20 protein-coding genes and 2 pseudogenes are annotated in these 26,949 nt (G+C 38.4%); 2 read left to right on the top strand and 20 right to left on the bottom strand.

All coding sequences use genetic code 11. From position 1 onward, the window contains the following. Positions 1-449 precede the first annotated feature (449 nt). Positions 450-2,063: an alkaline phosphatase D family protein gene (locus LIT25_26410; protein ID USK36672.1), complete on the top strand. Its 1,614-nt coding sequence runs from the start codon at positions 450-452 to the stop codon at positions 2,061-2,063. Positions 2,064-2,591: 528 nt separating this feature from the next. Here LIT25_26410 and LIT25_26405 read toward each other — a convergent pair. The 5 genes from LIT25_26405 to LIT25_26385 form a co-directional block, all read right to left on the bottom strand. Further along, entirely contained in the window at positions 2,592-3,143 is a 552-nt protein-coding gene (locus tag LIT25_26405; protein ID USK36671.1) for a dihydrofolate reductase family protein, read from the bottom strand. Between the two features lie 262 nt (positions 3,144-3,405). Next, positions 3,406-4,221: a malonyl-ACP O-methyltransferase BioC gene (gene bioC / locus LIT25_26400; GenBank protein ID USK36670.1), complete on the bottom strand. Its 816-nt coding sequence runs from the start codon at positions 4,219-4,221 to the stop codon at positions 3,406-3,408. Then, entirely contained in the window at positions 4,214-4,954 is a 741-nt protein-coding gene (locus LIT25_26395; GenBank protein USK36669.1) for an alpha/beta hydrolase, read from the bottom strand. Before LIT25_26395 ends, bioC begins: the two co-directional genes overlap by 8 nt. Then, positions 4,954-6,129, bottom strand: coding sequence for an 8-amino-7-oxononanoate synthase (gene bioF / locus LIT25_26390; GenBank protein USK36769.1), 1,176 nt, complete (start codon positions 6,127-6,129; stop codon positions 4,954-4,956). Before bioF ends, LIT25_26395 begins: the two co-directional genes overlap by 1 nt. A 387-nt stretch (positions 6,130-6,516) precedes the next feature. Further along, the gene (locus LIT25_26385) at positions 6,517-10,575 is read right to left on the bottom strand and encodes a S8 family serine peptidase (protein USK36668.1); all 4,059 of its coding nucleotides are present in this window, start codon (positions 10,573-10,575) and stop codon (positions 6,517-6,519) included. A gap of 481 nt (positions 10,576-11,056) precedes the next feature. Between LIT25_26385 and LIT25_26380 the strand changes: the two genes are divergently transcribed. Beyond that, on the top strand, positions 11,057-11,707 hold the full coding sequence (locus LIT25_26380; protein ID USK36667.1) for a 2OG-Fe(II) oxygenase: 651 nt from the start codon (positions 11,057-11,059) through the stop codon (positions 11,705-11,707). Between the two features lie 257 nt (positions 11,708-11,964). Here LIT25_26380 and LIT25_26375 read toward each other — a convergent pair. From LIT25_26375 to LIT25_26305, 15 genes and pseudogenes are all read right to left on the bottom strand, one after another. Next, a pseudogene (locus LIT25_26375) lies at positions 11,965-12,194 on the bottom strand (phospholipase D-like domain-containing protein). A 166-nt stretch (positions 12,195-12,360) separates the two neighbouring features. Continuing rightward, the gene (gene hmpA, locus LIT25_26370; GenBank protein USK36666.1) at positions 12,361-13,593 is read right to left on the bottom strand and encodes an NO-inducible flavohemoprotein; all 1,233 of its coding nucleotides are present in this window, start codon (positions 13,591-13,593) and stop codon (positions 12,361-12,363) included. A 178-nt stretch (positions 13,594-13,771) separates the two neighbouring features. Then, positions 13,772-13,954, bottom strand: coding sequence for a hypothetical protein (locus LIT25_26365; protein ID USK36665.1), 183 nt, complete (start codon positions 13,952-13,954; stop codon positions 13,772-13,774). Positions 13,955-14,521: 567 nt separating this feature from the next. Then, complete coding sequence (locus tag LIT25_26360) at positions 14,522-15,889, bottom strand: beta-propeller fold lactonase family protein (GenBank protein USK36664.1); 1,368 nt, start codon at positions 15,887-15,889, stop codon at positions 14,522-14,524. A gap of 996 nt (positions 15,890-16,885) precedes the next feature. Beyond that, positions 16,886-17,589 (bottom strand): annotated as a pseudogene (locus LIT25_26355) (fumarylacetoacetate hydrolase family protein). Between the two features lie 119 nt (positions 17,590-17,708). Then, positions 17,709-18,140 (bottom strand): L-fucose mutarotase, encoded by a 432-nt coding sequence (gene fucU, locus LIT25_26350; GenBank protein ID USK36663.1) that lies wholly within the window; start codon positions 18,138-18,140, stop codon positions 17,709-17,711. Positions 18,141-18,253: 113 nt separating this feature from the next. Beyond that, positions 18,254-19,183, bottom strand: coding sequence for a fumarylacetoacetate hydrolase family protein (locus tag LIT25_26345; GenBank protein USK36662.1), 930 nt, complete (start codon positions 19,181-19,183; stop codon positions 18,254-18,256). A 37-nt stretch (positions 19,184-19,220) separates the two neighbouring features. Further along, entirely contained in the window at positions 19,221-19,994 is a 774-nt protein-coding gene (locus LIT25_26340; protein ID USK36661.1) for a glucose 1-dehydrogenase, read from the bottom strand. 48 nt (positions 19,995-20,042) lie between these two features. Then, positions 20,043-21,203 carry a UxaA family hydrolase gene (locus LIT25_26335; protein ID USK36660.1) on the bottom strand — a complete coding sequence of 387 codons (1,161 nt, stop codon included), beginning with the start codon at positions 21,201-21,203 and terminating at the stop codon, positions 20,043-20,045. Next, positions 21,200-21,535, bottom strand: coding sequence for a UxaA family hydrolase (locus LIT25_26330; protein ID USK36659.1), 336 nt, complete (start codon positions 21,533-21,535; stop codon positions 21,200-21,202). The genes LIT25_26335 and LIT25_26330 overlap by 4 nt, the downstream gene beginning before the upstream one ends. Positions 21,536-21,551: 16 nt before the next feature. Continuing rightward, on the bottom strand, positions 21,552-22,364 hold the full coding sequence (locus tag LIT25_26325) for an SDR family oxidoreductase (protein USK36658.1): 813 nt from the start codon (positions 22,362-22,364) through the stop codon (positions 21,552-21,554). Positions 22,365-22,399: 35 nt separating this feature from the next. Then, positions 22,400-23,230, bottom strand: coding sequence for an amidohydrolase family protein (locus tag LIT25_26320; GenBank protein USK36657.1), 831 nt, complete (start codon positions 23,228-23,230; stop codon positions 22,400-22,402). A gap of 78 nt (positions 23,231-23,308) precedes the next feature. Next, complete coding sequence (locus LIT25_26315) at positions 23,309-24,295, bottom strand: ABC transporter substrate-binding protein (GenBank protein USK36656.1); 987 nt, start codon at positions 24,293-24,295, stop codon at positions 23,309-23,311. 68 nt (positions 24,296-24,363) lie between these two features. Beyond that, positions 24,364-25,353 carry an ABC transporter permease gene (locus tag LIT25_26310; GenBank protein USK36655.1) on the bottom strand — a complete coding sequence of 330 codons (990 nt, stop codon included), beginning with the start codon at positions 25,351-25,353 and terminating at the stop codon, positions 24,364-24,366. A 28-nt stretch (positions 25,354-25,381) separates the two neighbouring features. Further along, the gene (locus LIT25_26305) at positions 25,382-26,884 is read right to left on the bottom strand and encodes a sugar ABC transporter ATP-binding protein (GenBank protein USK36654.1); all 1,503 of its coding nucleotides are present in this window, start codon (positions 26,882-26,884) and stop codon (positions 25,382-25,384) included. Positions 26,885-26,949 lie beyond the last annotated feature (65 nt).

Here is a 26,949-nt window from a genome sequence, read left to right as displayed (position 1 = left end):
TTGGCCTAGCTCCCTAACCATTACTGTCAAAGATAAATAGAGATTAAAATCGTATACGATTTTAAACTCTATTTGTTTTTTTCCAAACTCAACTCTATTGACATGTAATTAACTAACTGTTATTCCATTATCTGGACCTTTAATTGAACCAATACAGCTGGGGTTTAAGGGTTAAAAGAAAAACCCTATATTAAAACAGGGTTTTATCAAAATTTGTTTTAAATTATCAATCTTTTTTATAAATTATCAAACTTTTAAAATTTCAAATCTACAATAAAAATAAAGGTAAATTTTTAACAATAGAACAATAATTTACAAAATAATATAAATTTTTACAAAATATTTAAACTATCCCAAATTGAATTTAAAAATATATCAATAAAATAATACATGTGGTAAAAGGAGACAAGCCATGGATTAAAAGTTTAATAAACGAAGGAGGAACATTCATGTTTTATAAGAAAGAAAAAACTCTATATGTACCTGATCAAGGAAACATGAGCAGAAGACGTTTTATTAAGTATTCAGGAGGAACTTTTGCATCGTTGGTTGCTCTTAGCTTGATGCCTGTAGATACTGTATTGGCTACTTCTAAAGAACCAACGTTTAAAGATTATCCATTTAAACTTGGTGTTGCATCAGGAGATCCCTTACCCGACAGCGTTGTGTTGTGGACTAGACTTGCCCCTGAGCCACTAGCTGAGGATGGCCTGGGTGGGATGCTAGACCATAATGTTCCCGTTCATTGGGAGGTAGCTGAGGATGAGATGTTCAGAAATGTTGTTAAACGAGGAACGGCTTTAGCTTTGCCGGAACTTGCCCACTCAGTTCATGTCGAGGTCAGAGGACTGAAACCAGCCTGCTACTACTGGTATAGATTTAAATCAGGACAGGAAATAAGCACTGTAGGAAGAACAAAGACTGCTCCATCTTTCGGTGCTCAGGTAAAATCTTTATCTTTCGCATTCGCTTCTTGTCAGGCATGGTATGAAGGCTTCTACACCGCATATAAACACATGGCACAAGAAGAGTTAGATCTTGTGTTTTTCCTCGGAGACTACATTTACGAGCATAAAATAGGTCCGACAGGAGGGGTAAGAAATGTATCTCTTCCACCAGTTCACAACAATCAAACTGTTACGTTGAGCCAGTATCGTCTTAGGTACTCTCTATTTAAAACCGACCCAGATCTTCAGGCAGCACATGCTAATTTTCCATGGGTAGTAACAGGGGACGACCACGAAGTGGAAAATAATTACGCAGACGATATTTCAGAATATGGAGTTTCACGTGAAGACTTTTTAGCACAAAGAGGCGCTGCTTATCAAGCATTCTATGAAAACTTACCTCTAAGAAGTACATCTCTTCCAAACGGACCTGACATGTTGCTTTACCGTAAACTAACCTACGGCAATTTAGCTCAATTCAATGTACTTGACACCCGTCAGTACCGCGACGACCAGATAAAAACTAGCTCACCAACTGAGGAAACGATGGATCCGAATCGCACTATGCTGGGACAAGAGCAAGAGCGTTGGCTGTTAAATAACCTTGGGAACTCAATCGCTACTTGGAATGTCTTAGCCCAACAAATTATCATGGCCCAGGCTGATCACGATTCCGGTCCTATTATGAAAATAGGTAATGATCTTTGGGATGGTTATGCGGGAGCCAGAAAGCGCCTCTTTTCCGAGATTATAGAACGCAAAGTCAAAAACCTTGTTGTGTTGACGGGAGATGCACATCGGAACTTCGCTGCAGAACTGAAGGAAAATTTTGATGATCCTAACTCAGCTACTATAGGAACCGAATTTCTTGGTACCTCGATTACTTCTGGGAAAGACGGAGCCGACATGGACAAATTGGGAGAGGAATGGTTAGCTGCAAACCCTCACATGAAATTTCACAACTCTCAGCGAGGCTATGTAAGATGCAACCTTACGCAAGAGAGATGGCTTACCGACTTCAGAGTCGTTCCTTACGTTACAAAACCTGATGCGCCAATCAGTACACGTGCTAGTTTTGTTGTCGAGAACAATCGGCCGGGTCTACAGAAAGTTTAAAATTAGTCAGATCTACTACCGGTATCGATATGTTAGTTAGGGATATATAATAAAAACATATATAGTAATAAAAAGTAAAGAGTGGATGTTAATGTTTCGAGATGTCTAGTACTAATATTAATTTATATTTTTGGTACTCTTTATTTTCTGACTTCTAAGATCCCTAAATTTGTAAGAATTTTTGATTCTCAAAACAGCCTGGTAGGATTAAAGGCTGTTTTGTTTATTTATACACTGTGATTTTTATTGTTCGACACTCCCGGGATTGTTTTTGCTTTATTAATATACACGAATACACGACAGTTTTTTTGTGAATTTAAGATTATTATGCAGCAGCACTACGGATTGATCAAAAAGGTTTTATCAAGACCTAAATCGTAAAAAGTCATAAAAAACAAAGAGTGATACATATTAGTTATGTATAATATGTATCACCCTTTTACTTCTTGTTCAACAATCGCGCCCTATAATTGAACAATTGGATGAAACTTTATTTTATATTAAAAACATGGGTACTCCAAAATCTTCCTAAGTATAAATAATATTGTAAGTGGGTTTGACGACTCCATTAGAATACTGTTTCATATCCACTAACCTTAATTTAAGACATGGCTTTATGCTGCCGAATAGAGAAATACCTTCACCGACTATAATTGGATTAACCTTCAGCACTAATTGATCAATGAGTTTATGTTTAAGCAACGACCCAGCCAATTCTCCGCCCCCGCATAGCCAAATTTTACCGGTCCCTTGCTGTTTGAGATCCTTAATAAACCCAATAGCATCTCCTTTAATAAGTTCGACTTCCTCGTTCGACTCAAACTGCATGGAGTTTGAAAATATGTAATGTTTTATGCCCTTATAGCCAGGTTCACCCGGTTTAGCACCGAATTGAAATCCAAACTCATATGTTTTTCCGCCCATCAACACTGCTTCGTAATGCTGAATATCTGATAAAAAGTCCGGGACATGATCCCCATCAAATAAAAAGAGAGATTGATTAATATTCCCATCTATCATACCTTGATCCGCAATAAAGTTATCTAATGAAACTGCAACATGATAAATTAATTCTGCCATTCAGTCATTCCTCCAAGAAAATGAATTGCCTAGTTAATTCTACAAAACCAGTTCAATTTCCTTTTCTTGTTAATCAATCTGCCCAGTTAACTCAAAAAACTTTATTCCATTAAATGGCCCGTTTGCTTAGTACCAATTATTTCAAAATCAAACAGTTAACTCAATAATTATTTTCATAAAAAAGGAAGCTTACCTTGTTCCGGATAAGCCCCCGATTGCTGAATGATTAGTATCCCCGATTCTTTGCTGAGCAATTAATTTCTTAATCAATTTGATGCCCCTTTTTCAAAATGGTTAAGAACAAACAATCATAGGTTGCTTTTACTCCCTTTTCATCACGGAAACTTGTTTCGTATTGCTTTATCAATTCTTTGATAAAAGATGGGCGCTGCAGGGAATTGGCTTTGTTACTATTATTTGCCCCAATTTTTCTGACCGATGTAAAGAATTCATGAACATCATGAAAATACTCTCGCTCATAAAATTTCTCAACGAATACTTCATAAGATGGAGGTAAGTTACTTTCACAAAGGTCGACAAGATCGTCAGCACTGTAAAACTCCTGTCCCGGACTGCTGGCATTTTCAATCTGGAACTTCTCTTTCGCCTTTTTATAAGAAGTATGAAGCTCTTGAAAGGTTTCTTTTCCAAAGGTTGAAAATGAAAGAGTTCCTTCCTGATTAAGCAGTCCATACATCTTTTTAATGACGTTTTGAGGATAGTTCAGCCATTGGAATGTTGCATTTGAAATAATGATATCAAAGCTATGAGAGAAATCCATTTCTTCAATATCTCCGCATAAAAAAGTAATTCGCTCCAAAAACACCCTTTTCTTCGCAATTTCAATCATACCTGGTGCGAGATCAACAGCTGTAATACTTGCATTCGGAAAAGCTTTACATACTAACTGAGTCAAATAACCTGATCCACAACCAATCTCAAGTATTTTAATAAAATCATCTGACTTTGGGAGTGAACTTATTAATTGATTGGCCATCTTTTTTTGTACCTTCGCATACTGATCATAAGTCTTTGCATTATCACTGAACCGTTTCCGTAAGAGCTGTTTATTAATCATCCTGATCATTCCTTTGTATAAATTGTGTAATCAACCGCATACATTCACTTGATCTTGTAAAAAACGGGATATGCCCTGCGTTTTGCAGTAGATATCGTTTGGCTTTTTCGTTCATTTGTTCCTTAATATATAAAGACCCTTCTGAAGGACAAATTGCATCTTCTGTTCCATGAATCAATAAACTATTCGCCTTTATCTTTGATAAGCTTTCTCTAACATTGGTTTCTGCCAGATAGTCTAGCCCTGTACATAGGGAATCCAGATCATCTCCTTGAAAATCATGTATGATGAGGTTCGTAAATGTTGAAAATTCTTCCTTTTCCGATTTTGAAAACATCACTTCATAGAAATCTAAAAGTATTTTTTCTTTATTTCGTCTCAACTGCTTTTTCATTCGTTCAACAACACGTGGCTGCCACCCAATTGGATCGTCTGCAGCTGCCGTAAAATGGCTTGTTGCACTAATGAGTATAAGTTCTTTTACAAGTCCATTATTCTCTGCTGCAAATTCTAAAGCAGCAATTGAACCCAATGACCAGCCTAGAATATAAACAGGTTCGTTAATCAAGAGTACTGTTTCTTTTATACGTTCTTTAAAATGGCCTGTGTTCCTAATGTTTCTCCATTCCACAAAGGAAAGTTGGGCAATTTCTGCAAGAGGCTTTGTTATCGTTTGAAATACTGCTTTCTCCATTCCCCAGCCCGGCAGCATGATAAGATGCGGTTTCTTCACTAAATAATTCCCATCCTTTTCCCTAGGACCACAATTCTGTCTAAAGCCCAATCCAGATTTTCTTTTTGATGTAGAGCAGTAACGGTAATGCGAATTCTCGCTTCATTTTCCGGAACAGAAGGCGGGCGTACAGGAATAGCAGCGATTCCTTCGTCTTGTAAAGCAGCCCCAAACTCCATGGCTTTATCGTTTTTACCAATCATAATCGGAATAATTTGAGATTCGCTCCCACAAAGATTAAATCCTGAGTCAGCAAGTGCAGCCCTCACATAGGCCGCATGTGATTTCAGCAGCTCTCGTCTCTCTGATTCTGATTGAACAAGTTCAATAGAAGCTTTTGCCGAACCGAGGATTGCTGGTGGAAGCCCTGTTGTAAAGATGAGACTTCGCATTTTATTTGTTAAATAATCAATAAGCCACTTTTTTCCGACCACATATGCACCAAACGATCCTAGCGCTTTGCTGAACGTACCCATCTGAATGTCTATTTCCTGTTGAAGATTCAATTGACGACTATAACCTTCGCCATTTTCACCATATATTCCGCTTGAATGGGCTTCATCCACCATTAAGATGGCGTTATACTTCTTTTTTAACTGAACCAGCCCGGACAGATTAGCGAAATCACCATCCATACTAAAAAGAGAGTCCGTCACTATCAGCTTTCTTTTTTCAATAGGGACTTGTTGCAACAACGACTCTAAATGCTTTAAATCATTATGGCGATATCGCTGGTTCTTGGCGCGGCTTAAGAGTATACCGTCTATAATACTGGCATGATTGAGTTTGTCGCTAAAAACATAATCACCGCGTCCAGCAAGTGATGAAATAATCCCTAGATTAGCTGTATAACCGCTATTGATAATAAGTCCCGCTTCTGACTTTTTCCAATTAACAAGAGCGGTTTCGGTTTGTTCATAAAGCAAATGATTACCGACAATCAAACGGGATGCTGTTGAGCCCGCACCATGAATTTTAACTGCATCCACCATAGCTTTTTTTAGACGTTCATCTCCAGCGAACCCTAAGTAATCATTGGACGCAAGGTTCAACATGTTTTTTCCATTGCGTTTAATCCAAGGCTGAACAGCCGATTCAGTCGTAACGAGCTGACGTTTCTGTGAGAGTTCCTCGAGAAGGGCTAACTCTACCTTGATCTCTTTTTCCCAATGCATTTTCTCCTGGTCTATCAAAACCATCCCCCCATTATCAACATAGATTGACACAATTTAATTGTTAACTGGTTTTTATTTTAGGTTAACATAAGATACAAAGGAATTCATCTGCCAAATAAATAGAATCACATTGAAAAAGGATGCGTTGTTTTACAATGGCACCCTAACATAAAGAAACAACACAATTTCTGGTGTAGAATTGCGCCCTTTTCTGGAGTAAAGCCATTAATGAGGATTTTGATATCGAAAAAAAGAGGAATGCTAGACTAACGGGTTCCGTTTTAGAGTGCAAAACTTAAAATCGCAGTCTTTTTAGTATTATAAATAGCATAAATTAAACACAGAAAGACTCGTCTATTAGACGAGTCTTCCTTTTACTATAATAGTTTACATTCTCGTATTGATAAATAGTTTTCCAGAAGCTGGTTTCCTTGTTTCATTTCCAAAATCATCTACAGCCTTGACTTCAATCGTTGCTCCCCTTGCCAGTATATCTGTTGGAACTTCCCAATAACCAACATAGTAGCCTTTTTTAACTTCTTCCATTTGTATGTCAGTTAATCTAGCGTCTTCTAGTCCTGGAATTTGAATGGTAAAGGTCGCCTTTAATTTAGGTTCACTTTCAAATTCTATTTTTACAGTTTGTCCTGCCTTGAATGATGCATCCTTATCTGGCTTAAGTTTTTGAATGACCGGAGCAGTTAATTTTGCAAACACTTTTACAGACTTTGTCAGCTCCCTGCCACTTCCAGTTCTTGCGATTACTTTTATTTCATTTTCTCCTTCATGGATGGAGAGGTTTGCTTCAAAGGACCCATCCTCATTCACAATTGCATTTTGTCCATTTACTTCTACTGCTTTAAGATCTTGCATTTGCACCTTCCCTTTAACCGTCACTGTTTCTTGATTTGTTTTACTTCCATCTATAGGAGTATCAATTGTCAAAATGTCTTCAATAGGTGGTGCATCCTTATCATAAATAGACACATTGGCACGGATCATATAGTTTCCTTCATTTTTTGGAGTTTGATACCACTGATCTCCCTTTAAAAATTGATAGCTTTGTCCCTTCCATGCACTGTTTTTATCCGTGGCAATTGCCGGTGCATATGGGTAATCTTCTGCTTGGAAATATATGATATAAAAATCATCATCCACGACCACTCCTAAATCGGATAAATCCACATGTGTCCAGACGGTTTGATCTCTTTTTGCGTCGGCTTTTACTGGTCCAGCTAACCGATTCCCCGGCATTCCATTTTTTCCAGCAGAGTCATAGATGGCGATTTCAATCTTCGTACCACCCGGACGCGGCCATAACGTGTTCCAGAAACGTATATTGGCGCCAAGAATAGCCGCTTCTTTTCCATCTGGGACTGTCATTTTTACGGACCACGCATTTCCTGCCGTTGGAAATGCAAAAGAGGTTTCAGCTGTTCCATCATCATAGGCAATTTCACTCGCTGTGCCAATAAACGGTTGCAAAGCTCCATTGGTTTCAAGTGTATTTTTCGGTTTTACCTCTGCTGCTATCTTATAGCTGTGATATCCTTTAGCAAAAATATACAAAGTATAGTTTCCTTCATAGACTCCAAGCGAATAATTTCCATTTTCATCTGTGATAGCCGGTTTAATGGCTGCATCTTCAAGGACCATCACTGTTGCACCTTTAACTGGATTACCCGTTTTTTGATCAGTGATCGTTCCTTGGATTGTTCCTTTTGGTAATGGATCAAGTGTAAAATCCACTTCAGTCCTAGAGTCTTTATCGACTGTAATGGCTTGTGTATTAGAAGCAAATCCGTAGGCTTCAGCTTTGACTGTGTACGAACCTTTTGGATGGAGTAATTTATATTCTCCATTTTCAGGACTTGCTGTAACAGTACGCCCCGTTTCTAAGACAGATACAGTTGCATTTAACGGTAGTCCTGATACTTCTGCATCATTAATTGACTGACTCTCCAATGGATACTCTATGCTCTCTTTCGGTAATTCGATTGTTTCTTTGGATAGAAGCGAATTCTTCTTTCGCTCAGAAGTTTGGATTGTTTTCTGCAATTCCTCTGTAAAATTCCCGCTCGAAAGAAGACGAAGATCATCAATATACCAGCCTTCAATCCCAACTGAGCCTTCAATTTTTAAATTAAATGCAACATACACTTTTTGTCCTGCATAATTAGAAAGATCAACAAATTGATCGTGCCACTCTTTTTTTCCGCTCTTAATCTCAGCCAATGATTTCCATGATTTTTGGTCTGTTGAAACTAATACACTTCCTAGATCGTCAAAATAACTCATGTTGTACCATTGCTTAAATAAAATAAATGCACCTTCCTTTGGAACAAGAATAGGAGGCATTTGCAATGTCATATTGGCTCCGGTACTATAGGTTCCTCGTAAATTGGTCGCATAAACTTTTGTTCCAGATGCTGCTTTTTCAGGGCCATATGTCGGTTCACCCCATTGCCACTCATTATGGCGGCCGTAAGAGAACCATCCAGATGGATAGGATTCAAAATTTTCCCTATATCCAACGGTCAATCCTTCAGAAATAGATGCATCGACGACATCACTTTGTATTAAGTTCCCACTAAAATCTTCAATAATCCAATAGTAACGAAGCTTAGATCCAATTAATTGATCTTTTTCAATTACAGCTTCATACACTCCATCCTGATGGTTACCAGATGTACGATTAGCCTTTAAGGTTGCCCAATCCTTCTGACCGTCTTGGCGGACCTTTAATGTGACGCTATTTACACTTACATTGTCCTTTACTCGAATAAACAAATGCTGGTCTGTTCCTAAATACATCGTTTTTTGCTCGTCAAACTCCAATGTTGGAGGCTCCGTATCTATGCCATCTTGCTTAATCTGTCCATGAATTTCTCCAAGACCGTTGATGACCGAATTGACTGCTGCTTCTACATTTAACACACCATGACCGTATGTATGATTCGGTGTTTCTGTGTATTGTTCATCGGTTTTAGGGGTACTTGTAAATGTAAGCAGCTCTTTTATTTGTTCTACTGTCATTTGACTATTAATCTGGCGCAACAAGAGAACGGCTCCACTTACATGTGGGGCAGCCATTGATGTTCCATTCCATCCCCCTTCATAATTGCCTCTAGGTGTCGACGAACGGATTGAAACTCCAGGTGCTGTTAAGTCAGGCTTGATTTCACCATATGGTGATGGTCCTCTGAACGAAAAGGAAGCGATTTTATCCACACTATCGGTTGCTCCAACCGCTATTCCTTCAGGATAATTCCCTGGTGCAGAAATGGTTCCTGGTCCATTTGCCATAAAGATGGATGAATTCCCTGCTGAAAATACAGGTACGATCCCCGCATTAATCCACGCTTGAACCATTGGGCGGAACCATTCATTGTACTCTGGATTACCTCCCCATGAATTATTAATAACATCTGGGGCCATCTCTGGATGTGGCTGTCCATCTTTATCCTTCGGAGCTAACACCCATTCGCCAGCTGCTAAAATATGGCGATCTTCCCCTCCCTCGGAGGTAAATGCACGAACCGAGATCCACTTCGCTCCTGGAGCTACACCAATTTTGTTTTTTCCATCAGGCTCTTGCCCGACAATAGTGCCCATTGTATGTGTCCCATGTCCTACTGAATCTACAGGTTCTCCAATTTTATAGACGGGATCATACCAATTAAATTCATGGGAACCTTTTGTTGGGGTTTCGGGGTTGTAACCACGATATTTTGCCTGCAATGCTGGATGACGCCAATCAACGCCACTGTCAATACTAGCCACAACAGTACCCGTTCCATTAATCCCTTTTTCCCAAACCTTTGGAGCACCAATATGTGAAATATTCCATTCTACACTTGGATCATCTTCCTCTGCAATCTCAGCTTCTGTACTCACTGCTCCTTTCTCTTGATTAGGTACGATTGGTGAAAGCTTTTGAACTCCATTTGGAATGATACTTTTTACTTCTGGTAATTCAGCGAGTTTTTCTACTGTTTCCTTTTTTCCAGTAACAGCTAATGCATTAACGATATAATAGGACTCATACTCCTTTACTCGCTTTGCCATTTTCTCTTTACGTAATATTGTTTTAACCTGTTGTTGAGTTTCTATTGCATTTGTTCGTAGTGCAGATACCACTGCAGATCTTTTAGCATGAAGAGATTTTACTGAGGAGAGTTTCTGTTGTTTAGATTGCTTTTCTGCTTCCTTTGCGATTTTCGATGTATTGGTTTGCTCTTGCATCATGACGATAAATGTGGTGTATTCCTTCTTTTTAAATTCCTTCATTAGCCTTTTGTTTATTTTGTTTGAGCTATCATCGACAGAAATTTTATTTCTTGAATAATTCTCTTCAGCAAAAGAAGATGCTGGCAGCATGATCGAAATCAGCATCACACTTGACATAAACATTGACCATAAACGGACTCTCCACCTACTTCTCACTCTAGTTCCTCCTCGTATAGTATTTTTTAAAACTGAATATTCAGACTTTTAGGCAGGCACACTCCCTTCTTTTTTCCATAAGGTTACCCTATTTATTTATAGGACTATTATTTACGAGGAATTTCCCATTCTATTACCTCCTTAAAATATAATTTAAGACTTAAAAGTTTTAATGTAAGTATCATATCACCTCATTCTTAAAATTAACTCTTATTATTATTCAACATAATTAACTATATTCTTTTATATTTTCTAAATATTGTAAAAAATAGGAGAGTTGTCCTACGAACTTATATAACCTTAGTATGTTTCTTGTCCTAAAAGAACTCTTTTTTGAATTCTTAAAAACAAATCTCGGTTGTTAGCTGAATAAGGAACAGTTATATAACGGGAGGTTCATGATATAATTTAGATAACCGCTTACAGAAACAATACAAATTAATCATTCTGAAAATTAAATCTTTTAAGGGGTCGATGAAAGTTGACAATTGATAGTAAAAAATCAAATAGTAAAGAACTTACTATTTTTAATCACATTGGAAATAAAATCAAAACAGAAGATAGAGAAATTAATATAATTGCTAGATTAGAAGAACCACTAATAGTAATTTTAGGAAATGTTTTGAGTGACGAAGAATGTGACGAACTAATTAGATTGTCAAAAGACAAAATGCATCGTTCTAAAATCGGAGTTACACACGAAGTAAATGAGATAAGAACAAGTAGTAGTATGTTTTTTCAAGAAAATGAAAATGACATCATTACCAAAATTGAAAAAAGATTATCATCTATTATGAATATACCCATTGAACATGGGGATGGTATTCAAATTCTTAAATATACTCCTGGTCAAGAGTATAAAGCTCATTTTGATTTTTTTACATCTACAAGTAAAGCAACAAAAAATAATAGAATTAGCACAATCGTCATGTACTTAAATGATGTGGAGCATGGGGGAGAAACTTTTTTTCCTAAACTGAATTTTTCAGTATCCCCACAAAAAGGGATGGCGGTGTATTTCGAATATTTCTATAACGATAAAAACGTAAACGAACTAACTTTACATGGTGGAGCGCCAATTACAACTGGAGAAAAATGGGTTGCAACACAATGGATGAGAAGACAAAAATAGTCTGCTCCTTGATAGATGTTCACCACCACTATATATAAATTATAAGTATTATTAAAATCCTAGCTTCTAGTATTACCTCTTTTTGTACTGTATTTCATCATAAATAAAAAACCGTGCTAATAGTTCTTCTAACACGGATTTACTCCATTTTATATTTTTATACAAAGATAATTTTTTAAATCTAATTATAGATATACTAATTTATAATAATGGAGAAAGCAGGCGTGCACCTTCTCAATAATTCTCTCTTTTAGTGATCATTGCAGCAAGTCTTCAATTCTTAAGGGTAAAGAATCAGTAAGATCACGCTCTAATTGCTGTGTGAGTTCCCTTGCCACATCAGCACTGTACAAGACTTCACACACCTCATAATTCAGACGAAAACTTCTCATATCATAGTTTGCTGCGCCTACTTCTGCAATTTCCTCATCTATGATCATCCTTTCGCACGCAACATCCCTTTGTCGTACTGGTAGATCTGGACTCCAGTTTAACGCTCTCCTCTTTTTTTTAACGATTGAGTATTGTCATTTTTCTAATCTTGAAGAAACTTATTTTCATGGTATTTGAACAAGACCTTAGTTTTAATGACACATGACCGTGTAGAAATGTAAAAAAAGTCAACATCATATGTTGACTCGTTTCACCATCATTCACAGGTTCATATCTTCTTCTCCCAACATTGCCACTGGACGAAAAACCTCGTAGTGTATATGTTCTTTCGGAACTTCCCATTCATTTAAGGCTTTAATAATCGCTTCCATAAACGGAATTGGACCGCAGAAATAAAAATCAGCTTCTTTTGTAGCGAGTATGGATTGCAGGAAGTCCAAGTCAATATGACCTTCTTTATCATAGCTTTTTGCTTTTTTATCCTCTTCAGTTGGTGAATTATAACAAACAAATGACTTTACATTTTCGTAGTTGTTTTCTAATTGCTTCACATGTTCTTTAAAAGCATGTGTTTTGCTGTTACTTGTAGCATGAATGAACGTAACTTGACGTGATGCTTTTTCTTCTACGATTGCATTTAACATGCTTAATAAAGGAGTAATCCCAATTCCTCCACTAATCAGCACAATTGGTACATTATCATTGTTGAAAACAAAATCACCAGCAGGTGCGGAAAATTGAAGTGCATCACCAGATTGAATCTGATTATGTAGATAGTTTGAAACAATTCCATCTGGAGAATTTCCATGCTCATCTTCACGCTTAACGCTGATACGATAATAATCATTACCAGGTGCTTCAGATAGGCTGTAATGACGAATATGCGTGTATTTCTCTCCAGGGATTTCTGCCCTAATCGTAAGATATTGACCAGCTTTATACGAAGTTATAGCTTCTCCGTCTTTGGGCTTTAAATAAAATGATGTGACCTCATCACTTTCCTTTACTTTCTTATCTACATAAAAAGTCCGATATCCTTCCCAGCCTCCTGGTTGTTGTTCTGTTTCTTCATAAAGTTTTTTCTCAAGACTAATAAAAGCGTCTGATATATATCCATATGCTTTACCCCACGCTTCAATAATTTCATCTGTTGCATTATCACCAAGGACATCTTTTACTGCTTGAAGTAACGTTTCACCTACAACTGGATATTGTTCAGGTTTTATTCCAATGGCACGATGTTTCTGAGAAATCCTTTCAATAACTGGTTTAATAGCATCCAGATTTGTAATGTATTCTCCAGCTGCATAAACTGCATATCCTAATGCTTCCTGCTGGAGACCTCTTTTTTGATTCGTTTGATTGAAGACGTTAAGTAAGTCAGGAACTTTTTCAAATAATAGCTTGTAAAATCGTTTTCCTATTTCTTTACTATGCTCTTTTAAAACAGGGGCGGTTGATTGTACAATATAAATGGTTTTTTCATCAAGCATATTAATGCATCCTTCCATGTTTAATTTTTCTAGGATTTTACTAACATGCCCCAACAATTTTACCAATAAACAACAATTTCTTTACTGAAAAGCATTTCTACCAATTTTATCTCACCACAGAACAAGTTAAATCTTGCCTACTGAACTTGCTATGATCCCATTTATAAAGAATGAAACTTCAGCGCCAAATATCTGCCATAACCAACCTGTAAGCAAAGAAGCCGGAAATAAAATTGTAGCTATGGAAACTAGAAAGGAATTGCAGCCACTTGTGAAACTTCTCACTCGTCATCAGTTCTTGAATCCCTTGATCTAATTGGTCTTTGATTTCCTCTAGTGCTTTACTTTTTGTTTTTGCCATTGGTTTTTCCTCCCTTGTTTTTGCGCTGTGAGCGAGTCATTTCCCTAAAGGAGATGATTTTCCCCCTTTTAACATGGAGAACGAACAAGCAGCATAGGCAGACGGTCAAGGGATATGCACAAAAAGTTTTTTGATGGTACGAAGTGGTAATCAAAAAGTTTTTTGCCCCTTGACTGGCTGACATCCGACTTAGCTTTCAGCATGTGAAGGGCGGAGGCTCAGGCTGCTGAAAGGTTAGCTCGTATTGCGTACTTGTACGATTCGCAGCGCAAAAGGGTGGAAAAAAACAAAATAAAAAGCAGCCGAATGGCTGCTGCAGGCTGTCGACAAAGTCGACAGCTATTTTTATACCAAAAGTCAGGCACAAGATATTGTGGTCTTTTTACAAAAAGACATCTAAATATACGAATAAAACGAAAGAAAAAACCCTATTTCAACAATATGATATTAGAAAATAGGGTTTGTCTACACTCTGAAGCAGCCGAATGGCTGCTGATTTTGCTATATGATTCTTTTTGCATCAGAACCGTTTTTGCTTATACCGGTTATGTCACTTGAGGCTATTGCTTATTTCTCAAAAATCTTTTTGTCCAAAACAAACCAGACATTATTTACGCCTTGTCCATTTATATCACCGACCTGCTTATCTTTAAAAAAGTAATAAAGAGGGTGGCCTTTATACATTGTTTGCTTCTGCCCATCTTCTCTTGTGATGGTTCCAAAGTCGCTTTTGTTAAATCCATTAGGAGCCACCATATTTTCTGCATGGAATGGAGGCCAAATTTCAAGACATTTATCCTTACAATTACTTACTCCCGATGCATCCTTTGTGAAGTAATAAAGTGTCATTCCTTGATCGTCTGCTAAATATTTTCCGATTCCGTCCGATTTTAACACTTGAAGCTTATATTTGTTTGACTCATCACGGATCGTATCGGTGATGGAAAAGGTTTTTACATCCACACGGGCGATGGAGAGATCACGATTAAGGACGTAAGCGCGTTCTCCATCCCGGCTAAAGACAATGGCTTGCCGGGGTTCTGTGAAACCGCTGATTGTTTTAATCACACGGTTATCAGAGACGTTGATCACATCGATAGTATTGTCCGCCTTGCTGCTTGCGAAAAGCAGGGTGCCATCAGGCGATAGGGCTGCACCGTATGGCTCACGTCCAACTTTTACCTCGTTGACGATTTGTCCTTGAGAGGTGTCCACCACGGAAATACTGTCACGACCGCTGTTTGCGGCATACAATGTACCACCATCGGCAGTTACGGAGATTCCACGAATCATAGAGAAACCGGTAATCTCACGTATGATGTTCTTAGTGGCCGCATCAAGTACGGACACCTTATCTCCCTTAAAGTTCGTCACAAACACATATCGTCCGTCTGGAGAGACTTTAATACCTTGGCGCGGTTGAGCGAAACCGGTGATGACCGCAGTTGGTTTGCGTTTCTCAAGATCCACGATGGTTACAGAACTGTGCGCCTGATTGTTCACATACAGCGTCTTTCCATCAGGGCTGACAGCGGTACCGAATGCACCTGGACCGATCACGATTTCATCCTTTAAGGTTAGGCTTTTTGCGTTGTAGAAGCGCAAAGTTCCGAGCGTGCTGTCCGAGACGACGAACTCTGAGCCACCGTCAACGAACACGATGTTCCTCGGTGTGACAAAGCCATCGATTTCCTTACGTAAAGTGCCTTTAGCAAGGTCATAGATACGGATGGATTGCTCGCGACTATCTGAAACAATCGCAATCTGCTCGTCGGGACTTATGACAAGAGAGTTGTTGGTGATGCTGCCATCGAAGCTCTCCTCTGCCACAGGGCTTTTGTGCTCAGCAGATGAGGCAAAAATAGTATTCGGAAGAATAACAACAAACATTAAAACTGCAATCAATACACTATTAAATTTCATTTTTTTAAACATTTCTTCACCTCGATGGATAATTTTTATATAACAGATATAAAGACACGCGAATAAGTTCCATAGCACCACGCAAGTACAACAGGTAAACAGGACATCAGTAATCACCAACCATAGACAAAATACCTTCATTTAACCAAGAATTCGTACCCCAATATAAATCATTCCTCTATTACGGTTTGTAATTGTTTATAGATGGTTTCGATTGATTCCTTTTTTCACCCTGATCGTAATTTAGTTCCTAATTAAAACTTTGGGTTTCTGTAAATATCTCACATATTTTTTGATTCCCTCCTTTTATAATCATGTCTGAATTTTTATCCCTTCGTTCTAAGTAAACGTATAGATGGACAGATCGGTTCGAATATTATTGAAAATAATACGAACGAATCAAATGGTTCAGTTTGTCCTTCTCTATTTTAGCTACTTAATTTCGACATTCAGGGTTCATAAATGGCTTGTGTTTTAAAAACTCATCGATTGAATTCATACTTTTCCAATACTGTTTTATTAAATCTTCCTTTGAAGGCAACCCTTCAGTAAAGTACCCTCTTCCGCGTCATATTGATCTTCTTTATAAGCCAATAATTCACTCGATATATCGAGGTTGAAAACTAAAATTTTTGCACTAATCACAGTAAATCTAAGGTGAGATTCGGCAAGTGGTTCAAATTCTGCACCGAGCAAACGGAACAGATGCATCTCTGATTTCCTGTCTGATGCGTATACTATCGAAGATTTCCAGACAGTAAAAGAAGCTAACAACCTATATGTAGTAGGTGTTTAGCTTCTTTTCGCATTAAACGGACTTTTTTCAGTGCCCTCGTAATCTTACCAATCTTTTTTTCTAAGTTTAATCTTTCCTAAACTATTGTTTGCTTTCATCCGATCATTCTAAAGCTATATCTCTTAAGTCATATTGTTTTTGTCTTTGGGGATCTGTTGAACCTTTTCCCGTGAATCCACCAGGTTTCTATAAAGGAGAAACATCCTAATAGTTTAAAATTCTTCATATATAGCAGGATCTTGATTGTTAATCCGGCCATCAGAACGAGTTAATCCTGAAATAAGACTCATTTCTCCTTCATCTAGAGAAAAGTCAAAAATTGAAATATTCTCAAGTTTTCTTGCAGGAGATGAAGATTTAGGAATTACAATGGCCCCAAGTTGATAATGCCAACGTAAAATAACTTGTGAAATAGACTTGTTATGATCGTAGGCTATTTGCTGAATAATGTTATTTTGTAAGACTTCATTTGCTCGAGCTAATGGACTCCAAGATTGGGTCTTAATATTATTCTTTTCATGCCATTTTCTTTGTTGTTCTTGATTAAAATCTCCATTTACGATTGTCTTTAGAGCTAGCTTTTGAGGATCTTCTACTTCATCTGAAGTAACCAAATATGGTCCGACAGGACTAAAATCATCACATGGTTTTCCTAGCAGCCACTGAGGTGTTTTAAGCTGAAGATCTCTTGCAAACAAATCATTTGCGGTACAATTGCCAACACATAATCCAGCGCCTCTGTTTTTGAAACATATTTGGCCTTCTTACCTATAACAACTCCCAATTCCACTTCACAATCGAGTTTTTCCGTTACTCTTGGAATGGCGATATCGTTTTTATGCCCTGTTAATGTATTATTAAATTTATTAAAGAGAATGGGTACTTGTGGGTATGGTGCACCGGTTTCATCTGCATTATGTTGCAAAAAACATAAATAATTGTTCTGGTGCAAAAATGATCTGTTAAAATGCAGAAACTTATAAAGCGATGATCTTACACCAGAACCACATTTTTTTAATTTCTGTTGTAAAACCTCTATTCCCTTACTACACCTTTTTTAAGAATGATGTTTGCATAAGTCGCCTTTTCACTCGTAGCAACTATGGTATATGCCTTTTTTGCTCGTTCATAAAAAGCAAATCTTTCTACCATATCAAAGTCTGTAAAAGATTCATCATGTTTCTTTACGATAATTCTGTATTCTTCCCAGATTACTGGCTTCGTGTTGTCTCCTGGTACTACTTCCATTAAAGATACTGGTTTTTCTACATATGTATCGAGCGGAAAAAATTTTAGTGTGGCATCTAACAATTTCGGAATATCATGACCGTCAGCTCTTACGATTCTTTGTGCACAGCTTGCAGCAGGAAAATTCCCATCTGCGAACACTATTTCATCACCATGTCCCATCTCCATAAGGATTTTTATTAGTTCAGGGGACAGTATGAACGGAATACCCTTCAACATAAACATACCTCTTTTCCTCAAAAAAAGAATTAGGCTTTACGCCAATCCTGCGGAAAGCTTTTGTTTTCTATATTTTCATTAAAAGAATTTGTGTAAAATAGGATAATGGCGATTCACACACATATCCTATTCAATTCTTTATCCAGTACCTTTTCTGGAACAAATGTATTTGTTAATGCACCTAGTTTTTCTACTTCAACCGTCACAACATCACCAGGCTTTAAATAAACTTGTTTTTCTTCCGGCAACCCTAACACAACTCCTTCAGGAGTACCTGTTAAAATGATATCACCGGGAACTAGGGTCATATGTTTGGAAATATAACTTACAATTTCGGAAACAGAAAAAATCATATCTGCCGTAGCCGAATTTTGACGTACTTCCCCATTGACAATTGTCTTTAAACGTAAGTTTTGCGGATCTCCGACTTCATCAGCAGTGACCAAATACGGACCCATTGGACTAAAGTCATCACATGTTTTACCAAGCAGCCATTGAGGGGTCTTAAGCTGCAAATCTCTTGCAGACAAATCATTTACAGTACAATACCCAAAAACATAATCAAGAGCGTTATCTTGTGAAACATCTTTTGCCTTCGTTCCAATAACAACACCCAGCTCTACTTCATAGTCAAGCTTTTCAGTCACTTTTGGCACGGCTATCTGACAATGATGACCTGTCAATGTATTATTAAACTTGTTAAAAAGGATCGGTACTTCAGGATAAGGTGCATTTGTTTCATCCGCATGCTTTCGGTAGTTAAGTCCAACACAAATGATTTTATTTGGATGTGTGACACATGGCCCCCATTGTATATCATTTTCATCCAAGACATATGAAACATCCCCAGAAATTTCAAGACCAGTTACAAAACTTTCTAATGCAGACAATGCTGGCAGTCCGCCTTCTATAACTTCCATCACGTTTGATGGTATGTCATCGCCTCCAATATTGGATAAAACAGCTTCCACATCAACGATCCCGTAGGTTGTTTTCACACCAAGTGATGGCTTCCCATCCTTTACAAAAGTTAAAAGTTTCAACTATACTCCTCCTCTTAATCTATTATGCTCTATTCTTTTATGCATTCTTACCAAAGACGACACCGCCATCAACATAAAGTGGAGATCCCATCATAAACTTAGATTCATCAGAAGCTAAAAATAGTGCAGCGTTTGCAACATCTTCCGGCCTTCCAAGTTCACCGCTTAATTGACGGGTTTTGATTTGTTCAATTGCTTCGTCTGGATTGTCGTAAGATGTTTTTAAATAGTTTTCCACGAAAGGAGTGAGAATCGTTCCAGGCAACAATGCATTCACACGAATATTGTAAGGAGCGTAATCTACTTGCATTGATTTTGTAAGTGCTAAAACGGCTCCTTTTGTCGTGGCATATGATGCTCTTCGCGCCAGACCAATTTCAGCAATACATGATGACATGTTAATAATAGAGCCGTTTTTTCTGTTCATCATATAGGGCAAGGCGTATTTACTCGGCAAATAAACACCTTTAATATTGACATTGATCACTTTATCCCAGTCTTCGGGTTCAATTTCATGCAGTTGGCCTACTCCGCTAATACCAACATTGTTGAAAAGCACATCAATTCTAGAGTATTTTTCGATGACTTGTTGGATCATTTCTTTGACCGAGAAGGAATCAGTTACATCAGCATTAATGAAAAGTGCTTCTGTGCCTAATTGAGTAATTTCATGTACTGTCTGATTTCCATCATTTTCATTGATATCATTTACAACCACAACGGCACCTTCTTTTGCAAAAAGAAGTGCTGTGCTTTTACCTATGCCAGAACCAGCCCCCGTGATTAGACAAATTTTCCCCTTTAATCTCATAACATCCACACCTTTCATTACACATCTATTTCTAGGAACATAGAAATCTTATAAACTAATGCCGATTCGATTGATACTGAATTCTTGATGACCAAGAATTTCTGCTTTTGTTAAGCTGCCGGATGCCACATTGACAATTTCATCAAAAATATGTTTTCCAGCTTGTTCTAACGTTTCTTTCCCTAGCAGCACAGTGCTTGTATCTATATCAATATTATCTTCCATGCGTTTTCCTGTTAGCTGGTTTCCAGTAATTTTAATAACGGGAACGATTGGGTTTCCGGTTGGGGTCCCGAGCCCTGTTGTAAAACAAACAATGTGTACTCCTGCTGCTGCCATGCCAGAAACACATTCAATATCATTACCCGGCGAATCCATAAAATAAAACCCTCTGCCAGGGATAGGTTCTGCGTATTCCACTACACCTTGCAATGGTGAAGTCCCTGCTTTACTAATGCATCCTAACGATTTCTCTTCAATGCTCGAGAGTCCACCCTCGATATTTCCAGGGCTTGGGTTGCCGCCTCGCATATCGACTCCCATACGTTCGATTTCTTTTTCAAACTTCTCGACACATGAATATAGTTTGTTACGGATGTCTTCGGAGACTGCTTTTTCCGCTACAATATGTTCTGCACCGATAATTTCAGTTGTCTCTCCCATCACGATGCTTCCACCTTCGCCAATGACTAGATCCGACGCTTTTCCTAAAGCAGGATTGCTGCATAACCCGGATGTTGCATCTGATCCACCGCACTTCACTCCTACAATGAGTTCAGATAAATGAATGTCTTCTTGAAGGGTTTGTTGAACTTGCAGGACAAGTTCTCGAGCAGCCTCTATCCCTTTTTGAATGGTTTTTACTGATCCTCCCTCATCTTGTATGTCCAACCAGATGACAGGCTTTCCTGTCTCTCTTATTTCATCGCGAATTTGCTCCGCATCCATTACTTCGCATCCAAGGCTGACGACTAGAACAGCTCCGACATTCGGATTTTTCCCCATACCTACAAGTACTTGATGTGTCCTCTCCTTATCATCACCGACCTGGCTGCAACCATGTTGATGGGGAATCGCGACAGTTCCCGGTACTTGTTGCCCGATTCTGTTTACTACCTGATTTGCACAAACAACAGTCGGCATTAATAAAACATGGTTTCGTACACCTGCTTTTCCGTCCGGTCTTCGATATCCTTTAATTATTGTCATTTTGATTTCACCTCCTGTTCTGTTTTACGATCTCCCCGTCCTCTAATGCCTTCAATATTATGGATATGGACATGTTCTCCTTCATCAATAAACTCAGTCGCAGCACCGATTGATTCACCGTACTTAATAACGTGTTCCCCCTTGAGAATCTGGCAAAGCGCTGCTTTATGACCAGATTTCACATCTTGAAGAAAAGTTAATGTAGACTGGACTCCGTTTACGCTATATGAAATTTTTTCTCCTGCTTTCACGTCACGAAGCAAAGTTGCTACATTATCCTTTGCGTCCATAACAATGCAATGTACACCTGCTTCAAATGAATATTCTTCCATTGTTTACACCTCACTATTACTGATTTTTTTCAAGCTGTACATGATCCCATTCCGGTTTCGGACCCGCAGCATAGCCGATCGTTGCACCACCATCAACTACAATATTTTCACCTGTCACGAAAGATGAATCATCACTGGCAAGAAATAATGCAACGTTTGCAATTTCTAACGATGAGGCCGTCCTGCCTAACAAATGTGAACGATCTTGCGCTTCTCGTGCCCGTTCCGGATTCTCCTGTTTTTGTAACCAGGTTTCGAATAAAGGCGTTCTTACCCCCGCTGGACTTATTGCATTGACTCTTACTTCATTAGGTGCAAAATCAATTGCCATTGCTTTTGTTAAGGCAATGACCGCCCCTTTCGTCGCGGAATAAGCGGTGTTATATTGCTGACCAACCACTCCTGTCATTGAAGCCATATTGATAATGCTTCCTTTACAATTTCTGAGATAATCGATCGCATATTTGATGGTTAGATACATGCTTTTTACATTAATTTCAAAAAGGTTATCCCACTCATCACTCGTGATCTCCTGCAGCTTCTTAGGTAATATAGTTCCGGCATTATTAAAAAGAATATCAATCTTACCGAATGAATTGACTGCACTGGTCATTAACTGTTTAACGTCAAATTCATTGGAAACGTCACACTTCACGCCATGTGCCTGATATCCTTTGCTTTGTATGTTTTCAACTAACCGATCTATTTTTTCTTGATCAATGTCAGCAATGATCACTTTTGCTCCTTCTGAAGCAAACAATTGTGCAGATGTCTCTCCGATTCCACTAGCGCCGCCAGTGATGATGGCTACTTTATTGTGTAATCTCATTCTTAATCCTCCTAGCATTCGTTGCCTGCCTCATCTTAGTGCAGCTTATAAAATCTAGCGGCATTTTTACCAAAAATGCCTTGTAAGTCGTTTCTTGATAAGTTCTCTGGCAATGTTTCTTTTAATGTTTCATAAACTTGTTTATAGTCTCCAGCTAATAGACATACAGGCCAATCGCTCCCAAACATTACCTTCTCCGCACTAAATACACTGATAATATGTTGGACATATGGTTGTATATCGGAGGAAGAAAATGGTTGTTTTGCTTCCGTTATCATTCCTGAACATTTACACATCACTTTTTCGTAAAGGGCTATTTCAGCCATATGATCCTTCCAAGGTTCCAGAATGCCATTGGCGATGTCAGGTTTTGCAATATGGTTAATAACAGCTCTTAAATTCGGAAATATTTTTAACAGTCTAATAATGTAAGGAAGATGTCGCGGAAAAACCAAAATGTCAATTGGAAAATCATCATCCACCAACAACTGAATGTTGTTATTAACTTCAGGACGCAGAATCCACTGATCATCTTCTAAATCCTGTAACATTGGCCTTATTCCGACAAATCCTTTATGACTTTTAAGTCTCTTATACTCTTTTTCAAAATTAGCTGATTCCAAATTCAACCAACCGACAACACCGGCAATAAAATCATTCTGTTCATACAGCCTTAATAAATATTCTGTTTCGGCTAATGTAGGGGCAGCCTGGACCAGAATCGTTTGATCGAATTGATTTTCCTTTAGATGAACAAGTAAATCTCCAGGTAAATAATCGCGAAATAAAACTTTCAATTCAGGGGTTAACCAACCGTAATCTCCTCGATAAAGTGTCCAAAAGTGTTGGTGTGAGTCAATTCTCATATCAGCACCCCTTTCGTAAAATGGTAATTAATTTTTGGTGATAATTAGAGACAGCTTATTCTGAGAAACCCCATGATTTTATTCATAAAGGACAGCCTTGATTTCTTCACTATCAATATTGTTTTTATCGTACCAGAAGAACCCAGTATCGATATTCTTTTCAATCTTTTCGCCTTTTTTCGCTTGAACGGCTGCTTTCACTGTTTCATAGCCGATACCAATCGGATTTTGAGTGATTGCACCTGCCATAAGACCGCTCTTAATTGCTTCGATTTGTTGTTTTCCGGAATCGTAACCAATTACTACAAGGTCGCCTTCTTTTTTCATCTCTTTCACAGCATTTACAACACCAATGGCAGAACCTTCATTGGAACCAAAAATTCCTTTTAAATCTGGATGAGCCTGCATGATTGCTTTTGCAAGGTCAGTCGATTTTAGGTGGTCACCGCCGCCATATTGGATATCAACGATTTCAATATCCGGATATTTATCATTAATTTGATTGACAAATCCGTCACGACGGTCAATACCGGTACGGCTCGTTTGATCGTGTACAATTAAAGCAATTTTTCCTTTTTCTCCAATTAACTCTGCCATCTTATCTGCTGCATGAGCGGAAGCTGCTCCGTTGTCGGTAGCAGCAGTAGCTACTGGTATATCACTTTCCACCCCAGAGTCAAACGCTATTACTGGAATATCTTTTTGTTTCGCTTCTTCAAGAAGAGGAATTGCCGCCTGGCTATCAAGTGCTGCAAAACCAATAGCATCAGGACTTTTATCAAGGGCAGCTCGCAACATCTCGATTTGTTTATCCACTTGTGATTCGCTCTCAGGACCTTCGAAAGTTACTTCAACATCGAATTCTTCAGCTGCTTTTTCAGCACCTTGTTTTACAGCTTGCCAGAATTGGTGCTGGAACCCTTTTGAAACAACCGGAATATAGATTTTGTCACTCTTTCCTCCACCTGATGATTCTCCCTCTGTTTTTTCAGAGGACGAGCATGCATTTAGCACGGTTGCAACAAGAAACACTAAAAGCATTAAAATTGATAGCCTTTTTTTCAAATCCTTCTCCCCCTTAAGGTTAATAATGTATATAGCTCCTATTTGAGCTAGTACCACTAGTGAAATTTTTATGCCTTTTTCCGACGCAGGATATCGGCATAAACAGCTAAAAGAACAACAAATCCAACAACAACGGTTTGCCATTCTTGTGGAACTGAAAGGATACGTAATCCATTTGTCAAAACACTCATAATTAAAGCGCCAATTACCGTACCTAAAATGGTTCCTTTTCCACCGCTAAGAGATGTTCCACCAATGACAACGGCTGCAATCGCTTCCAACTCATACCCCATTCCAAGTGCCGGTTGAGCAGAGTTTAATCGAGAAGCCATTAAAATGCCTGCAACACCTGTAAAAACACCGGCTATCGTGTAAATAATCACTTTCCAGAAATTCACGTTTACACCTGAAAGACGAGTAGCTTCCTCATTACTGCCTAGAGCAAAGGTATATCTTCCAATAATCGTTTTGTTTAAGATTAAACCACCAAGTACTGCCATTCCAAAAAAGATTAAAACGGCATTTGGAATTTCAAACCCGGCAACAATGGAACCTGTAGAAATCTTAGAGAACCCGGGACTAGCCGTAAAATAAATCGGCTTTGTTTCAGAAATAACTAAAGCCAATCCCTTTGCAATCATCATCATCGCTAACGTTGCAATAAACGGAGGGATTTTCAGCTTGGCTACAGCTAATCCGGCTAATAAACCGGAAATGGCTCCTGTTAAGATTCCTCCCAATACCCCCAAAGGCATGGGCAATCCCCAGGAAGTGATAAATACACCGGACATGACTGAACACATTGTCATTACAGTCCCTACAGATAAATCAATGCCCCCCGTAATGATGACAAATGTGGCACCTAAAGCTAGGATTCCGATCACTGCAGTTGAAAGCAGAATTCCAATAATATTAGAAAATTGAAAAAAATTACTTGATGAAATAGAAAAGAAAAGAATAAGAATGATTAAGCTTGCAAACGCCAATAACTGCTGAAATGCCCCAGATTTTATCGGTATTTTTTTCTTCAATGGCAAGTTCGCTGATTCTACCTTCATTTTGCTCCCTCCAATTGTTTATTAGAAACTAGCTTATACGTTGCGTTGCATACTTCATGATCGTTTCCTGTGAAGCGTTTTCAAAACTGATATCACCAGTGATTCTTCCTTCGCACATGACAATAATACGATGGCTCATACGAAGAATTTCAGGCAGCTCCGAGGAAATCATGATAATTGATTTACCTTGTGCCGCTAACTCATTTAGGAGTTTATAAATTTCGCCCTTCGCTCCAACGTCGATTCCCCGAGTAGGCTCGTCAAAAATCAAAATATCACAGTCACGTATTAACCATTTACTGATAACAACCTTCTGCTGATTTCCACCTGAAAGGAACTTCACTTGCTGATTGATACTTGGTGTCTTAACTCTTAACATTTTCACCATTTCTTCTGAAACAGTGGCAATCTCGGAATCCTTCGTCCATCCAAAAGGTTGTCTGAATTCATTAAGCGAGGCAATGGCTATATTTGTTTTCACATCCATTTCTACCATCAAACCGAACCGCTTGCGATCTTCTGAAAGGTACCCGATCCCACACCGTACCGCATCATGTGGACTTTTTATTCGTACTTTTTCTCCTTGTATGTATATTTCTCCTGAATCAATACGGTCTGCACCAAAAAGTGCGCGTGCTACCTCTGTACGGCCGGCACCCATAAGTCCCGCAAAACCGAGAATCTCCCCCTTATTTAAATGAAAGCTGACATCTTTAAGAATGGAACCTCGATTTATATTCTTTACTTCAAGAACCTTTGTGCTGCTTACCTTTTCTACAATAGGTTTTGAATTTTGATCGATTTCCCTGCCCACCATCATCGAAATAATCTTGTCGATCGAAACATCCTTGGTTATTACCGTATCGACATAGCTTCCGTCCCGCATAACCGTAATTCGATCGGAAATTCGTTTCAGCTCTTCCATGCGGTGAGAAATGTAGATAATGCCTACGCCATTTTTCCGAAGCTGGTTGATGATTTTAAATAGCGTCTCTATCTCAGAGTCGGTTAAGGCTGCAGTAGGTTCATCCATAATCAATACTTTTGAATGAAAGGAAAGCGCTTTTGCTATTTCGACCATTTGCTGCTTTGCCACCGTTAGTTCAGAAACGAATGCACAAGGATCAAGGTTCAGATTCATTTGATCAAATAATTGCTGTGCCTTCTTATTAAGTTCGTTGTCATTTATAAATAAATTAAATGCTTTTCTTGGCTCTCGTCCGATAAAAATGTTCTGTGCAACCGTTAGATCAGGCATTAGATTGAGTTCTTGGTGAATAATACTGATGCCTAAGTCTTGTGCTGTTTTTGTATTCGGAATATCTGCTTCCTTACCTTGATAAACTATTTTCCCTGCATCTTTTTGATAAATACCGGTAAGGATCTTCATAAGAGTCGATTTTCCGGCTCCATTTTCACCAATAAGTGCGAGCACCTCACCTGCTTCTAATTCGAGCCGCACATTGGATAGAGCTTGAACTCCCGGAAACCCTTTGTCGATACCTTCCATTCTGAGCAAACTAGAACGCATTTCACCACCAGCCTTCGTTGCATTTTTTCGTTTACCACTATTAATCCTGACAAACTACAATGATG

Source organism: Bacillus sp. F19 (genome assembly GCA_023823795.1).
In the GTDB taxonomy this organism is placed as follows: domain Bacteria; phylum Bacillota; class Bacilli; order Bacillales; family Bacillaceae; genus Bacillus_P.
Note: the sequence above shows the minus strand (reverse complement) of the source record. Positions and strands in the feature narration are given on the sequence as shown.

What these genes read in the sequence shown, in the direction of transcription:
- LIT25_26365 (USK36665.1), bottom strand. Translation starts at nt 13,954, where the DNA reads ATGGCAAAAACAAAAAGTAAAGCACTAGAGGAAATCAAAGACCAATTA.
- fucU (USK36663.1), bottom strand. Translation starts at nt 18,140, where the DNA reads ATGTTGAAGGGTATTCCGTTCATACTGTCCCCTGAACTAATAAAAATC.
- LIT25_26330 (USK36659.1), bottom strand. Translation starts at nt 21,535, where the DNA reads ATGGAAGAATATTCATTTGAAGCAGGTGTACATTGCATTGTTATGGAC.
- LIT25_26360 (USK36664.1), bottom strand. Translation starts at nt 15,889, where the DNA reads ATGTTTAAAAAAATGAAATTTAATAGTGTATTGATTGCAGTTTTAATG.
- LIT25_26305 (USK36654.1), bottom strand. Translation starts at nt 26,884, where the DNA reads ATGCGTTCTAGTTTGCTCAGAATGGAAGGTATCGACAAAGGGTTTCCG.
- LIT25_26405 (USK36671.1), bottom strand. Translation starts at nt 3,143, where the DNA reads ATGGCAGAATTAATTTATCATGTTGCAGTTTCATTAGATAACTTTATT.
- LIT25_26310 (USK36655.1), bottom strand. Translation starts at nt 25,353, where the DNA reads ATGAAGGTAGAATCAGCGAACTTGCCATTGAAGAAAAAAATACCGATA.
- bioC (USK36670.1), bottom strand. Translation starts at nt 4,221, where the DNA reads ATGATTAATAAACAGCTCTTACGGAAACGGTTCAGTGATAATGCAAAG.
- bioF (USK36769.1), bottom strand. Translation starts at nt 6,129, where the DNA reads ATGCATTGGGAAAAAGAGATCAAGGTAGAGTTAGCCCTTCTCGAGGAA.
- LIT25_26340 (USK36661.1), bottom strand. Translation starts at nt 19,994, where the DNA reads ATGAGATTAAAGGGGAAAATTTGTCTAATCACGGGGGCTGGTTCTGGC.
- hmpA (USK36666.1), bottom strand. Translation starts at nt 13,593, where the DNA reads ATGCTTGATGAAAAAACCATTTATATTGTACAATCAACCGCCCCTGTT.
- LIT25_26325 (USK36658.1), bottom strand. Translation starts at nt 22,364, where the DNA reads ATGAGATTACACAATAAAGTAGCCATCATCACTGGCGGCGCTAGTGGA.
- LIT25_26410 (USK36672.1), top strand. Translation starts at nt 450, where the DNA reads ATGTTTTATAAGAAAGAAAAAACTCTATATGTACCTGATCAAGGAAAC.
- LIT25_26320 (USK36657.1), bottom strand. Translation starts at nt 23,230, where the DNA reads ATGAGAATTGACTCACACCAACACTTTTGGACACTTTATCGAGGAGAT.
- LIT25_26335 (USK36660.1), bottom strand. Translation starts at nt 21,203, where the DNA reads ATGACAATAATTAAAGGATATCGAAGACCGGACGGAAAAGCAGGTGTA.